The 14,307-nt window shown below is 50.1% G+C and carries 15 protein-coding genes; 6 read left to right on the plus strand and 9 right to left on the minus strand.

Features of this window, described 5'->3' with window-relative positions:
- Positions 1-96: 96 nt before the first annotated feature.
- From citT to citC, 7 genes are read right to left on the minus strand one after another with little or no spacing between them, the layout of a single operon-like run.
- The gene (gene citT, locus LG384_RS06355) at positions 97-1,560 is read right to left on the minus strand and encodes a citrate/succinate antiporter CitT (RefSeq protein WP_045441017.1); all 1,464 of its coding nucleotides are present in this window, start codon (positions 1,558-1,560) and stop codon (positions 97-99) included.
- A 23-nt stretch (positions 1,561-1,583) separates the two neighbouring features.
- On the minus strand, positions 1,584-2,489 hold the full coding sequence (gene citG, locus LG384_RS06360; RefSeq protein ID WP_045441018.1) for a triphosphoribosyl-dephospho-CoA synthase CitG: 906 nt from the start codon (positions 2,487-2,489) through the stop codon (positions 1,584-1,586).
- On the minus strand, positions 2,461-3,012 hold the full coding sequence (gene citX, locus LG384_RS06365; protein WP_048221872.1) for a citrate lyase holo-[acyl-carrier protein] synthase: 552 nt from the start codon (positions 3,010-3,012) through the stop codon (positions 2,461-2,463). Before citX ends, citG begins: the two co-directional genes overlap by 29 nt.
- Before the next feature lie 3 nt (positions 3,013-3,015).
- Positions 3,016-4,548 (minus strand): citrate lyase subunit alpha, encoded by a 1,533-nt coding sequence (citF, locus tag LG384_RS06370; RefSeq protein WP_048221871.1) that lies wholly within the window; start codon positions 4,546-4,548, stop codon positions 3,016-3,018.
- Between the two features lie 9 nt (positions 4,549-4,557).
- Positions 4,558-5,466 carry an aldolase/citrate lyase family protein gene (locus LG384_RS06375; protein WP_045441021.1) on the minus strand — a complete coding sequence of 303 codons (909 nt, stop codon included), beginning with the start codon at positions 5,464-5,466 and terminating at the stop codon, positions 4,558-4,560.
- Positions 5,463-5,759, minus strand: a complete 297-nt coding sequence (gene citD, locus LG384_RS06380) for a citrate lyase acyl carrier protein (RefSeq protein WP_045441022.1) — start codon at positions 5,757-5,759, stop codon at positions 5,463-5,465. Before citD ends, LG384_RS06375 begins: the two co-directional genes overlap by 4 nt.
- Positions 5,756-6,832 carry a [citrate (pro-3S)-lyase] ligase gene (gene citC / locus LG384_RS06385; RefSeq protein WP_045441023.1) on the minus strand — a complete coding sequence of 359 codons (1,077 nt, stop codon included), beginning with the start codon at positions 6,830-6,832 and terminating at the stop codon, positions 5,756-5,758. Before citC ends, citD begins: the two co-directional genes overlap by 4 nt.
- Positions 6,833-7,217: 385 nt before the next feature.
- Here citC and dpiB point away from each other — a divergent pair, with 385 nt between their 5' ends.
- Together dpiB and dpiA are read left to right on the plus strand one after the other, a co-directional pair.
- Positions 7,218-8,879, plus strand: coding sequence for a sensor histidine kinase DpiB (dpiB, locus tag LG384_RS06390; RefSeq protein ID WP_225760644.1), 1,662 nt, complete (start codon positions 7,218-7,220; stop codon positions 8,877-8,879).
- Positions 8,848-9,528 (plus strand): two-component response regulator DpiA, encoded by a 681-nt coding sequence (dpiA, locus tag LG384_RS06395; RefSeq protein WP_045441025.1) that lies wholly within the window; start codon positions 8,848-8,850, stop codon positions 9,526-9,528. The genes dpiB and dpiA overlap by 32 nt, the downstream gene beginning before the upstream one ends.
- A 148-nt stretch (positions 9,529-9,676) precedes the next feature.
- On the opposite strand, the gene dcuC is transcribed toward dpiA, so the two are convergent.
- Positions 9,677-11,059: an anaerobic C4-dicarboxylate transporter DcuC gene (gene dcuC, locus LG384_RS06400; protein WP_045441026.1), complete on the minus strand. Its 1,383-nt coding sequence runs from the start codon at positions 11,057-11,059 to the stop codon at positions 9,677-9,679.
- Between the two features lie 459 nt (positions 11,060-11,518).
- Between dcuC and pagP the strand changes: the two genes are divergently transcribed.
- Positions 11,519-12,082: a lipid IV(A) palmitoyltransferase PagP gene (gene pagP, locus LG384_RS06405; RefSeq protein ID WP_045441027.1), complete on the plus strand. Its 564-nt coding sequence runs from the start codon at positions 11,519-11,521 to the stop codon at positions 12,080-12,082.
- Positions 12,083-12,270: 188 nt separating this feature from the next.
- Positions 12,271-12,480 carry a transcription antiterminator/RNA stability regulator CspE gene (gene cspE, locus LG384_RS06410; protein ID WP_000034826.1) on the plus strand — a complete coding sequence of 70 codons (210 nt, stop codon included), beginning with the start codon at positions 12,271-12,273 and terminating at the stop codon, positions 12,478-12,480.
- 52 nt (positions 12,481-12,532) lie between these two features.
- Here cspE and crcB read toward each other — a convergent pair whose 3' ends face one another.
- Complete coding sequence (crcB, locus tag LG384_RS06415) at positions 12,533-12,916, minus strand: fluoride efflux transporter CrcB (RefSeq protein ID WP_045441028.1); 384 nt, start codon at positions 12,914-12,916, stop codon at positions 12,533-12,535.
- Between the two features lie 205 nt (positions 12,917-13,121).
- On the opposite strand from crcB, the gene LG384_RS06420 reads away from it, so the two are divergent.
- Both LG384_RS06420 and tatE read left to right on the plus strand, forming a co-directional pair.
- On the plus strand, positions 13,122-13,910 hold the full coding sequence (locus LG384_RS06420) for a deaminated glutathione amidase (protein ID WP_225760645.1): 789 nt from the start codon (positions 13,122-13,124) through the stop codon (positions 13,908-13,910).
- Positions 13,911-14,037: 127 nt separating this feature from the next.
- On the plus strand, positions 14,038-14,241 hold the full coding sequence (gene tatE, locus LG384_RS06425) for a twin-arginine translocase subunit TatE (RefSeq protein ID WP_045441030.1): 204 nt from the start codon (positions 14,038-14,040) through the stop codon (positions 14,239-14,241).
- Positions 14,242-14,307: the final 66 nt, after the last annotated feature.

The raw sequence follows: 14,307 nt of genomic DNA on the forward strand, positions 1-14,307 counted from the left end.
CTTATATGATTTCTGAATGTCATCTATTTAACCATAAAAAATGCCAGTCAGGTTTAGCTGACTGGCATCATTTTAGCTATGCGTTGAGCGGGGAGATTAGCTCCACATTGCCAGAATCGGCCAACCGACCAGCAGGAGCATAGAGATATAAATTACGCCGAAGATCGCGCCAAGACGCCAGTAGTCTTTTGACTTCACGTAACCGCAGCCGTAGATAATTACGCCAGGGCCGGTTGCATACGGAGTCAGACAACCCATGATACCGATGGACAGAACCAGCAGAATACACAGATGTTCCATCGGCACGCCCGGAATACCTTTACCGACGGCCAGAATAACCGGCAGCATGGTCGCGGTATGCGCAGAAAGGCTGGCAAACAGGTAGTGAGCAAAGTAGAACACCAGCACCAGTACGATGACAGTCGCATTAGGCGAGAAGCCTTCCAGGTGGGTGCTCATGGTATTGGCGAACCAGTCGATAAAGCCAGAACGGGTTAAACCGTTTGCCATCACCACCAGTGTAGCGAGGTTAACCAGCGTGTTCCATGCACTGTTATAGCGGGTGATGTCTTTCCACGGAACAACGTGCAGAGCCAGCATCAGGGAGACTGCCAGCAGACCTACTGCAGTCGCATCAATCAGTTCACCACCGAAGACCCACAACCCTAAGCTGAGCAGAACCAGACCGATCAGGGTCATCTCTTTACGGGTCAGTTTACCCATAGTTTTGAGTTCGTCACCGGCCCATGCGGCAACTTCGGCACTATGCGTTACTTCCGGTTTGTACAGAACGTAGGACAGCCACGGGGCTACGATCAGTAAAATAATCCCGACCGGCAGGAAGCTCAGGAACCACTGCAGCCAGCTGATTTGAATGCCCGCGATTTTGTTAACGAACTCCAGGCCCAACACGTTCGGCGCAGCGCCGGTAACGAACATAGAGGAGCTAAGGCTGGTACTGATAACCATCATCCACATCAGATATCCGCCGATACGGCGAGCGGAAGGATCGTTCGGGAATGATTTAAACAGCGGCGGCAGGTTTTTGATAACCGGGAATACGGTACCACCGGTACGCGCGGTGTTGGACGGTGTAAACGGTGCCAGCAGAATGTCGATAATAACAATCGCATAGCCCAGCGTCAGGGTACGTTTACCCATGAATTTCACCAGGAACAGCGCGATACGACGGCCCAGGCCGGTGACTTCATAACCCAGTGCGAAAATGAAAGCACCAAATACCAGCCACACAGTGGTGCTGGAGAAGCCTGCCAGCCCCCATTTCAGAGCCTGTTTACCGGCGTTGAAGTCCGGGTTAGCCAGCTCTTTGGCATCAAAAAGCAGGTAATTACTGCCGATAACGCAAATTGTGACGGCAATGAAGCTAATCGCCGTTGCCGGGATTGGCTCGAGGATCATACCGACAATCATCGCCACAAACACGGCAAAGTAGTGCCAGGCCTGTGGAGGCATTCCATCTGGGACGGGGATAAGAAACATGACGCCCATTACAATCAATGGAGCGAATAACTTCCATATACTATCTTTTGATAAAGACATGAATGATTCTCCGGAAAGGATCTTTAATTGTGATAATGATGAACTTGCGAAATCTGGGCTAAGAACCAGGTGACGATCAGCAGATCGGCGCAGCCTCCAGGACTGAGATTGCGTTCGATGCACTGTTGGTCGAACTGGTGCAGGTAATAGAGATCGGCGGAGGTACGAATTCCCCCTCGCTGCAATAATTTGGCGGCGTACTGCTGTAGCCAGCGCAGACCTTCAGCGCCACCACGTGAAGCGACATTGGTGTCGCCATTGATAGACATCAGCAGCAATAATGTGTCGAGTAACGCCAGTTCAGGATCGCGACCCTGAGCCAGCAGTGCGCGGTAATGTGGCAGGGCATGCTCAATGACGAGCGGATATCCCGCTTCGGCTTCACCCCGTGCGCCGGTTAATCCCAGTTGCTGATAAAGACGTTGGCCAGCCGTGAGTTGTTGATTGTTATGGCGCAGTTCGCGCTCGGTCAGGCCGCGGCAAAAAGTTGCCGCCGTAGAGCAAATGGTTTCTGCTGTAACAGCCTCACTCCGCTGGTGCAGGCGGCCGATGGCGGCGCACAGCAATCCCAGTGAAAAAATACTGCCTTTATGGGTGTTCACCCCTGCGGTGGCGCGAAACATATCGGCTTCGCAGGCCATGCCTAATGGACGCAGTCCTTTCAGCACATCTTCAGACGCCGACTGAGCACTAAATGCCCCATATTCAACGAAACGCGGCAGCCAGGCCTGAATGGCCTGTGCGCTACGGTGAAAATCCTCCAGCGCCATGTCTTTATGTGCGCCGTTATTAATGCGATCCACCAGACCGGGTTTTGGCGATAAGTTGACTTCAGTCAGCATGGCGCGCCACGCCAGCGTGGCGTAGGCGTCGGGTAAATCTACAGGAAGGACTGCGGTATCAGTCGATGTTGCGGGAATCGGCATCATGTAGCAGTTCCTCCATGCGAATAAGTAAGTCAGAAAGCGCGTGGGTTTTACCCCGCGCGCATTCGGCAGCGCTTTGTCCGCACAGCAGACAGCGGCGGGCAGGGAGCGCGAAGTGACGACGAGACAGTATTTCCCCCTCAGGGGTCAGGACATCGATATCCCATAACCGTCCCAGCGGGTGCGAATGCTCAAGCTCGATAGTGGCGAGCTTGAGGTTGTTGGCCGGTGCTGCAATGGACAATAAGCCTTCCGGCCCACTGGCTGAGACCAGTGCGGTTTGCTCCCTGACCGTCCAGGCTGATTTCTCCGCCAGCGTGAGCAGGGCGGTCATACCGTGGTTAAAGATCTGGCGGGTTAATTCGCTGTCTTTAATCGGACCTGGCGCTACCACAGTAAATGAGACCAGCGGCGCACGATGGCGCGCCAGCCAGGCATGCTGCCGGGCTTGTCTCTCATCACGGCTGGTGAGCAGCTCGGGAATAGAAACAGCATGGCGGGTGGCCAGTTCAGGGAGCAGGTGCATGGCTTATTCCTTCACCTGATGCACAACGTCAATCACCGAACCATCGCGATAACGCACAACGGCAATCACGCGGTCGGTGAATTCGATGGCACGAGGTTGACCGGTGAGCTGCAGCGCGCGTTCGCGCAGCCATTCGATGGATACCACTTTCATACCGGCTTCTTTCAGGCGTTCAGCCAGTTCCGGACGAGCAGGGTTAACGGCAATACCGTGGTCAGTGACCAGAATGTCAACACTGGAACCGGGCGTTACGCAGGTCAGTACGTTATCAACCAGCGTCGGGATACGACCACGCACCAGCGGCGCGACGATGATTGAAAGCGCTGCAGCGACGGCGGTATCGCAGTGACCACCGGATGCGCCGCGCAGTACGCCATCAGAGCCGGTCAGCACGTTAACGTTGAAGTTGGTGTCTACTTCCAGGGCGCTCAGTACCACAACGTCCAGACGGTCAACCGATGCACCTTTCGAACCCCAGTTGGCATACTGGTTGGCACTGATTTCGATGTGGTTCGGATTACGCGCCAGGGATTCTGCGGCGTTACGGTCGAAGCTCTGTACGTCAAGCAGTTTGCGGATTAAGCCTTTTTCATGCAGGTCAACGATGGTGGCAGTGATGCCGCCCAGGGCAAAGTCAGCACGGATGTCGCGGCTGCGCATTTTGTCTTCCAGGAAGCGGGTAACGGCCAGTGAAGCCCCGCCGGTTCCCGTCTGCAAGGAAAAGCCTTCGTTGAAGTAACCGGAGTTGGCAATGACGTCCGCCGCGCTACGGGCAATCAGCAGTTCACGCGGGTTGGTGGTCATGCGAGTTGCATCGGCGCCGATTTTGTCAGCATCGCCGACTCTTTCGATCTGTACGATCAGATCGACCTGATCCTGTGCGATGCTGGCCGGATTGTGCGGATAGGTCAGCAGTTGTTCGGTCAGCAGGACAACCTGTTTGGCGTTTTCAGCATCAACACGGGCGTAGCCCAGTGAACCGCAGCACGCTTTACCGGTGTAGCCGTTAGCGTTACCAAACTGATCGCAGGACGGTACGCCAAGGAATGCCACATCAATGCTTAACTCGCCGCTCTGTACCAGATGTACACGACCGCCGTGAGAGTGGACCTGTACGGGTTCAGCCAGCAGACCGCGGGAGATCTCTTCAGCCAGCGGTCCGCGCAGACCGGAAGTATAAATGCGGGTAACTACACCCTGGCGAATATGTTCAACCAGCGGAGCGTGGCAGTCGCTCAGGGAACTGGAAGCCAGTGTCAGATTTTTAAAGCCCATCGCGGCGATGGTATCCATCACCAGGTTGATCGTCAGATCGCCACCGCGGAATGCGTGGTGGAAAGAGATGGTCATCCCATCCTGTAAACCGGAACGACGAATGGCGTCTTCCAGGTTAGCGCACAGCTTTTTGTCACGCGGTTTTTGCGCCTGCAAATCCCGTTTTGCGGTGCTCTGATAAGCGGAAAGTTCGCTTTCTGCATGACGACTCCAGGTCGCCACGCGATCCTGTCGTTGAGATTGTTCGATTTTCTGCGTCATTTTTTTGCCTTATTCTTCGCGAATGCCGGAAAGTTCTGCACGGGAGATAACCAGAAGGGCGCGCTCGATTACCGGGCTGTCGACCATCTTGCCGTTCAGGGAAACAACGCCACGGCCTTCGCGGGCAGCAGCTTCAGCGGCTTCTACAACCAGGCGTGCATGAGCCAGTTCTTTGCGCGTTGGCGCATACAGGTTGTGCAGGAGTTCAATCTGACGTGGGTTGATGAGCGACTTACCGTCAAAACCCAACTGTTTAATGTGCGAGGCCTCGTGCAGAAAACCGGCTTCGTTGTTAGCGTCGGAATAGACGGTATCGAAAGCCTGAATGCCCGCAGAGCGCGCGGCTTGCAAAATTGAGCAACGGGCAAACAGCAGTTCGGTACCTTCCGGTGAGCGTTCAGTTCGCAGGTTACGCACGTAGTCTTCCGCACCGAGAGCAATACCGATCAGGCGTTCGGAAGCATGGGCAATTTCCACTGCGCGGGTAATACCTAAAGGCGATTCGATAGCGGCCAGCAGACCGGTGCTGCCTGGCTCGCGACCGCAGGCTTTTTCAATGCGCAGGATTTCGCTTTCGATATCGATAACATCCTGGGCGGTATCGGTTTTCGGCAGACGAACAATGTCAGCGCCGCCGCGAACGACCGCTTCCAGGTCGTTAATGCCCCATTCGGAGTCAAGGGCGTTAACACGTACGATAGTTTCAACGTCGTGATACAACGGATGTTGCAAAGCGTGATACACCAGACGACGCGCGGTATCTTTCTCACGTAACGCGACGGAATCTTCAAGGTCGAACATCAGCGCATCGGCTGGATAGATAAACGAGTTGCTGACCATTGCGGCATTGGCGCCCGGCACGAACAGCATACTGCGGCGTGTGCGGGATTTACGTTGTTGCAAAGAAGCGGAAATCACTGGCAATCCTCCCATGGCAGTGCCGGAATACCGCTGGCGCGGGCCAGTAAAGCTTCCAGTCGCGCACGTAAAATGCAGTCCAGTGCGCCTTTATCATCAACATTTAATTGCACGCCGCTTACGTTATAGCGGGACAGTACGTCCAGAATGGTGGTGCGGATGGCATCGCCAAACTGTTTTTCAACGCTACTGTTGACCTGCAGGTCAATATCCTGCGTATCGAGAGGGGCGATGCGTATCATCACATCACCAGACTCAAGAGTGCCTGCGACGGCTGCCTGCTTTATTTTCATTTTTCACCTGTTGCTAATGCGGGGGTATTTTGGCGGACTACCGCGCCCGATGAGGCCCGTTCAACCATGCTTTGCAGATAGTGCAGAGTGGCTTCTGGTACCAGGGAGGCGATAGCCGTGAGATCTTTTTTAACCAGCAGCTTGCGCACCCAGGAGGCGGAAATCGGCATCTCCTGGAAGCACAGCCGCTCAATTTCCACCAGTTCAATCGGTGGGGCGGGGAGCGTTGGGGTCTCCAGCCAGTAACGCATATCGTTGTTGTACTGGGAGGTGACGGTGCAATACGGTTCAGTACCGACGAAGCGGTGCGTGACGCCAAGTGCCGGGGCCAGGTATTGGCGGAAGATTTTCAGGTCTATTTCGGTGTAGCAGTGGTTAATAACACTCTGCTCTTTAATGAAGTAGCATGGGAAAGTGGCACGGGAAATGATGTATTCCGATCCGCGATGCACGGTTAAACGCGGAATATCTTTGGTTCCTTTGAGTACCAGGTCCAGCCGATCTTCATAGGGAAAGCGTGAGGTGTCTTCTTTTACTAAAAACAGATGCAGCCAGTCGCACTGCGCGGCTGCCTGCTGGATCAGAAAACGGTGGCCGTTGGTGAACGGGTTGGCGTTCATGACGATGCAGCCAATTTTTTGCCCTTCATGGCGCTGTTTGGCCAGCGATTCGGCGTAACGTTTCAGGCGAGTGGTACTGTTTTCCATCAGCACCATAATGCCTGGTACGCTGGTGAGCGTAGAAAAACCACACTGTTTAAACAGCGACTCATACTCGGTTTTGGTATAGATGAAGAGGTGAGTGCAGTGCCGCTCATAGGCGAGATTGATTAGCTCAGTAGCCAGCGTCAGCGCTAAGCCTTCACCGCGTACGGATTCACAGATCGCGACGCATTTAATGATATTTCCAGCGATGCCACCACAGGCAATGAGGCGGTCTTCACGGGTGACGGTGATAAATACTTCAACGGTAGTGTCAACGCTCAAATCATTCTCTTTCAGAAATTGAGCGATAACCGCCATCTTTTTATTTTCTGAGCGTTTAACTTGCGTGAATATATTATTACCTAACATAGTAAAAAGAGCCCCGATGCTATATTTGTTACTGGGTTTCTGTTTTTGTTGCTCTGTTTAGCAACCTGATAACGTTTTTTTTGCAATTGAAGGGAATTGTTTTTTATTACGGAGTATTTCTTTTTTTCCCTGCTGTATACATCGTAAGGAGTATTTTGGAGGCAAATTTTGATTTATTTCACAATAAGTTAGAAGGTTTTAATGTGTTTTATGGTTTTAAGTTTTTTAATTAATTTAATCACCATTTGCGGTGTGGTTTTTATTTGTTTAATTGATTTAAGGTGGGGAATCTGTAACGATCCTGCTTTATTCTTCAACTTGTGAATAGAACATTTTTATTACAAATACAAAATAAGTTGTTGGTTAACGTCGGCAAGGAAAGTTTATGGCAATCCAGAAAAATAAAACACGGTTTTCTTTTTTTCGCAGGCTGGCGTTTCCATTACGTATTTTTCTGCTTATCCTGGTAGTTTCCATTCTTATCATTGCGGCACTGGCAAAATACTTCACCGCCAGCTTTGAAGATTATCTGGCGACGCATGTCCGCGACATGGCGATGAACCAGGCGAAGATCATCGCTTCCAATGACAGCGTTATCGCCGCAGTCAAACACCGCGATTATCAGCGTCTTGCGACCATTGCCGACAAACTGCAAAGTGGAACGGATTTTGACTATGTCGTAATCGGAGACAATCACTCGATTCGCCTTTACCATCCGAACCCGGAAAAGATTGGCTACCCGATGCAGTTCACCAAGCCGGGAGCTTTGGAAAAAGGGGAAAGCTATTTCATTACCGGTAAAGGATCTATCGGGATGGCGATGCGAGCGAAAACCCCCATCTTTGATGAGGATGGCAAGATTATTGGTGTTGTCTCAATAGGATACCTGATTAGCAAAATTGATAGTTGGCGTTCGGATTTCTTATTGCCGATGGCCGGGGTGTTTATTCTGCTGCTACTGTTACTCATGCTGCTCTCCTGGTTTTTTGCTGCACACATCCGCCGTCAGATGCTCGGTATGGAACCCAAGCAAATTGCTCGCGTGGTCCGTCAGCAGGAAGCGCTGTTTAGCTCAGTGTATGAAGGTTTGATTGCCGTTGATCCTGAAGGATTCATCACGGCAATTAATCGCAGTGCGAGAAAAATGCTGGGGCTGTCATCGCCAGGACGGCAATGGCTGGGAAAACCGATTGATGAGGTTGTTCAGCCCGCGGATTTCTTTACTCAGCAGATTGCGGAGAAACGTCAGGATGCGATGGTGAATTTTAATGGGTTGAGCGTTATTGCCAACCGTGAAGCTATCCGCTCTGGTGACGAATTACTTGGGGCGATTATCAGTTTTCGCAGCAAAGATGAAATTGCTACCCTCAATGCGCAATTAACGCAAATTAAACAATACGTTGAGAGCCTGAGAACGCTACGCCATGAACACCTGAACTGGATGTCTACGCTCAACGGCCTGCTGCAGATGAAAGAGTACGATCGGGTGCTGGAGATGGTTCAGGGAGAATCTCAGGCTCAGCAGCAGCTCATCGATAGTTTACGCGGCTCATTTGCCGATCGTCAGGTTGCTGGTTTGCTGTTTGGTAAAGTGCAGCGTGCGCGGGAATTAGGGTTAAAAATGATCATTGTTCCCGGTAGTCAACTACATCAACTCCCTGAGGGGCTGGATAGCACAGAGTTTGCAGCAATTGTTGGTAATCTGCTTGATAATGCATTCGAGGCCAGCTTACGTACCCAGCAAGGGAATAAGGTCATCGAACTCTTTTTGAGCGATGAAGGGGATGAGGTGATCATAGAAGTGGCCGATCAGGGCTGCGGTGTGCCGGAAGCATTGCGTGAAAAAATATTTGAACAGGGTGTGAGTACCCGTACCGATGAACCAGGTGAACATGGCATCGGTTTGTATCTGATTGCAAGTTATGTGAGGCGCTGTGACGGGGTTATTACACTCGAAGATAATGATCCCTGCGGTACTTTATTTTCTCTATTTCTTCCGAAAGTGAAAAAAAACGATGACGGAACCATTAACGCTATTGATCGTTGAGGATGAAACGCTACTGGCGGAAATGCATGCTGAATATATTCGCCATATACCTGGCTTCAGCCAGATATGGCTGGCGGGTAATCTTGAGCAGGCGAGGATGATGATTGAGCGTTTCAAGCCGGGGTTGATTCTTCTGGACAACTATTTACCGGACGGCAAGGGCATCACCTTACTACATGAGCTGACCCAGGCGCGTTATCCTGGCGGTGTGGTGTTTACGACGGCTGCCAGCGATATGGACACAGTTTCAGAAGCCGTGCGTAGCGGGGCTTTTGATTACCTGGTTAAACCGATTGCTTATGAGCGCCTGGGACAGACGCTTACGCGCTATCAGCAGCGCAGACGCATGCTGGCAGGCAACGACAGCGCCAGTCAGCGACAGATTGATGAAATGTTTAATGCCTACGCGCGCGGAGAGCCGAAAGGGGATCTGCCCACGGGTATTGATGCCTTAACGCTGAATGCGGTGTTGAAATTATTTACCGACCCAACGGTACATCATACAGCGGAAACGGTAGCACAGGCGTTAACCATCAGTCGCACAACCTCAAGACGTTACCTGGAATATTGTGCCGGCCGCCATTTGATTATTGCGGAGATTATTCACGGTAAGGTAGGAAGGCCGCAGCGTATTTACCACGGTGGCTGATACCGTCATCCTTTAAGCTGCCTCTTTGCTGGCTGCCTTTAGAAACCTCAGTCACATCGTTATCTATGTGACTGGGGATGTCCTCACTTGCTGCCTCAATGCAGCTTAAATGATTTTGCGTATCAAGGTCGGATATTAACTGATCGCGTTAACCACCAATTACAGCGGACGTTGCAGGCACCATCACTTCAGTTGCGATAATCACAATCAACAACCCGACCATGACCGGAACAGAAGTCCGTTTTACCACTTCAAACGGTGAAATCTTCGCCATGCCCGCGACAGCCACAACCACGCCAGATACCGGGGAAATTGTGCGTCCAAGGTTTGATGCTTGCAGCATCGGGATGGAGAGGTATGCCGGGTTAATACCGGAAGAGTGTGCCAGTTTAGGGATCATCTCAACGAAGGCATAGAATGGCGCGTTACCGGAGCCGGTGGTCATTGCTGCCAACATGGTCAGAATAACCAGTACCAGCATCAGAATAATACTTGCTGAACCAAACGATGTAGCGATAGAAATCAGACTCTGGATAAAGCCGATAGTGCTCAGACCCTGGGCAAAAACACCGGCCGCGACTAACAGCATAACCACGTTAGCAAAGGCATCCGCCATTCCGCGATAGGCGACTTCCAGACCTGAGAACACCTTCTGGGTATTGAATCCACGCACAAACTCCAGAACCGCAGCGATGAGCATGCAGAGGACCAGAATAGTGATGATGTGCAATTGTGGGCCCCATTTGCCATCAAAAATCAGTACGCCAACGATAGGGGTAAACGGCAAAATGGCATAAAAAGACGGAGCAGTTGTGGTGATCTCGGCCACGTCTAACATTTCGTGTGAGATGTTCTCTTTTTTATCCAGATAGCGCTGCCAGAAAAAGTGCGCAATCGCCATACCGATAATGGCGGCGATGGAAATTGGCAATGTTGTTTTAAACGCGAAGTCGATCAGCGGCATTTCTGCTGCTTTTGCTGCCAGAACCACATCCCCTGAGGTTGGAGAAAGAATGATGGCGGCAGGAGATGCACAAATGGCTGCTGCAGCACCGCGGCTGATTCCAACGTTAACCATGACCGGAAATAGCGTCGCCATCAATAATACACCCAGCCCTGTCGCGGAGGAGACCGCCAGTGACATCAGGCAGGCAACAAAATAAGCGGCAATCATCAGAATATAAGGCGAGTTGATATATTGCAGAGGTTTCGAGGCCAGCTTAACGACCATATCGTTCGCGCCAATATGCGTCATATAGGCGGCAAAACCGCATAGCATCATAATCATCATGCCGAGATCGCCACCACGGCTCATCAGCAAAATTTTAATATATTCAACAATGTCTGTCGCTGTATAGCCAGTCGTTGCCGCGCTGGAAGGCAGAACTTTGTGTCCCATCAGGGCGCTGACAATCAGTAAAACCAGACCACCGACAAACAGTACACCGGTCGCCGAATAACCTTTAATGATGTAGCGTGCTACACCCACAATAACCACAACCCCAATAAGGAGTTCAATAAATGTCAACATTGTTTCCCCTGTCGCGTAAACGCCCAGAAAGTAAAAAATAAAAAAGAGCATAAAGTGGAGTCAGAATGTGCCTAATAAACGGTCATCTCTTGCTGATTAAAATCAATAAAGATACGGATTAAACCGATGGCCAAGGCATTTTTCAAACATAGCCGATGAAAAGGGAATATCGCAATAAAAAAAGAGTGAGGTGCAGTTGTTGTACGTTATTTGATGCGTTATTGATATTATTGTGTTAATAAATTGTAGAATTATTTGGAGGGTACTCGTAAAACAAGCAATCCAGGTTAATAAAAGTTACGAGTTACATGCGAAAAGGCTTAGTAAATATATGGATAATAACCATTAAATTATACGCTATAGAATAATCTGATTTTTTAAAATAGTATTTTTTGTTAAGCTGTCATTAAGGTTGAGTTTGCTACAATTAATCTTAAATTTCTGGACGGTAATTAAGTTGTGATTGTCGCTAAACGATATTTATTCATTTTTTCATTTCTTTTTATTCAGTTAACTATTATTCCTCAGGCCTATGCGGAAGATAAAGGCTGGTTTGATACTTTTAAAGATAATGTCAGTGAAACCTGGCAGCAGCCGGAACATTATGAGCTGTATGTGCCCGCTATTACCTGGCATGCGCGCTTTGCCTACGATAAAGATAAAACAGATCGCTACAATGAACGTCCCTGGGGGGCTGGATTTGGTCAGTCGCGTTGGGACGATAAAGGCAACTGGCACGGACTTTATATTATGGCCTTTAAGGACTCCTACAATAAGTGGGAGCCGATTGGCGGCTATGGCTGGGAAAAAACCTGGCGACCACTGGTTGATGATAACTTCCATATGGGATTGGGTTTTACGGCGGGCATGACTGCTCGTGATAACTGGAACTACATCCCGGTGCCCGTGTTGCTGCCGCTGGCATCAATCGGTTATGGCCCGGCAACGTTTCAGATGACCTACATTCCAGGAACGTATAACAACGGAAATGTCTACTTTGCCTGGCTACGTTTCCAGTTTTAAGGGGCTACCTGTATTGTCAGTTGGAATATTAAAATCCCTTTAATAACAAAATGATATGAACTTTACCTGAAAAATAACGCGACATTTATCACTTTTTGGCAAGGTTTGACTGGACAAACAGCACCACAATTGTTGTACTGATACCCGACACAGCATTTGTGTCTATTTTTCATGTAAAGGTAATTTTGATGTCTAAGATTAAAGGTAACGTTAAGTGGTTTAATGAGTCCAAAGGATTCGGTTTCATTACTCCGGAAGATGGCAGCAAAGACGTGTTCGTACACTTCTCTGCAATCCAGACCAATGGTTTTAAAACTCTGGCTGAAGGTCAGCGTGTAGAGTTCGAAATCACTAACGGTGCCAAAGGCCCTTCTGCTGCAAACGTAACCGCTCTGTAAGCATACGACAGCAAGAATTCAAAACCCGCTTAATTGCGGGTTTTTTTTGTCTTCAATGTGCGGTGGAGGCAGAAACCAACCAGAATGCCAGTGCCGTCATCGCAAACGACCCCAGCAGATTAATCAGCACATTCACCATCGCCCAGCCAAAGCGTCCATCCTGCAGTAAAAACACCACTTCTGCGGAGAATGTAGAGAATGTTGTCAGCCCTCCACAAAAGCCCGTGGTAATTAGCACTTTCCACATTGGGTCAATGTGGGTCATGCGATTGAACCACGCCAACCCCATACCAATGATAAACGCGCCAATAAGGTTTGCAGCCAGCGTACCTAAGGGAATGGCTTGATGAAGCGGGTTAAACCGCATACTCAACATCCATCTTGCAACGCTACCTGTACCACCACCTATAAAAACAGCTAATAGAAGTTGTAACACGGCATAATCCTGCTATTTGATTTTATACTCATCATACTTCAGGTTGTTGATGCGTTGACTGCGTACTTTCATCCCAGTCACATAGTTGTCAATGCGCCAGGGGACTCGTGCGCTTGCCGCAACCTGAAGTATGTAGAGTATACAGGGCGAATGTAACGCTGAGTCATTATTGTTGATGAGCTTAACAAATTTTTCTGGAGGGAATATGTTCGTTGCAGCAGGGCAATTTGCCGTCGGTCCCTCATGGGAGAAAAATGCAGAAACGTGCGCCTTATTGATGTCACAGGCTGCCAGAGAGGGCGTATCGTTGCTGGTACTGCCTGAAGCACTGCTGGCTCGTGACGATCTTGACCCGGATCTGTCCGTGAAGTCTGCTCAACTATTAGAGGGGGGATTTCTGACGCGATTGTTACGTGAAAGCGCACAAAACGATATGACAACGATTCTGACCATTCATGTACCTTCATTGCCTGCCCGGGCGTTTAACATGTTAGTTGCGTTACGAAGAGGAATGGTTGTTGCCCATTATGCGAAATTGCATCTCTACGATGCCTTTTCGATTCAGGAGTCGCGTAATGTGGATGCAGGCGACGCCATAGCGCCGCTGTTGGACGTAGACGGGTTAAAGGTAGGGTTAATGACCTGTTATGACTTACGCTTTCCTGAGCTGGCGTTAGCCCTCGCTTTGCAGGGGGCAGAAATCCTCGTCTTACCTGCGGCATGGGTTAGGGGATCTATGAAAGAACATCATTGGGCTACGCTGCTGGCGGCAAGAGCGCTGGATGCCACCTGCTACTTGATTGCGGCAGGAGAGTGCGGTAATAAGAATATCGGTCAAAGCCGGGTGATCGATCCCTTTGGCGTGACCATTGCTGCCGCTGCAGAGACACCCGCGCTGATTATGACTGAGGTTTCTGCTGAGCGGGTGAGGCAAGTCAGGGCGCAACTTCCGGTGTTACGTAACCGGCGCTTTGCGCCACCGCAATTATTATGACGTTTTTTTAAACAAGGCTTGATTCACCTTGTTACAGATTGCTATTGTGTGCGCGCGTCGAAAGGCCGTTAATATTCTCAGGTTAATATGGCGCTTATGCAGCCTGGTTTAAGTCAAGAAGGTATCTATGGGTGAGATTAGTATTACCAAACTGCTGGTGGTTGCCGCACTGGTCGTTCTGCTGTTTGGTACCAAGAAGTTACGTACACTGGGTGGAGACCTGGGAACGGCAATTAAAGGCTTCAAAAAAGCGATGAACGATGAAAATGCCGATGCGAAGAAAGATGCTGACGGTAGCGTTCAGGCTGAGAAGCTTTCTCATAAAGAGTAATGTCTGGAAGACCATTGCTCTGGATGAAAAAAAACCGGCAATTTGCCGGTTTTTTATTGCTGAAAT

The sequence above is a fragment of the Citrobacter sp. Marseille-Q3906 genome (assembly GCF_916618775.1).
In the GTDB taxonomy this organism is placed as follows: Bacteria; Pseudomonadota; Gammaproteobacteria; order Enterobacterales; family Enterobacteriaceae; genus Citrobacter; species Citrobacter murliniae.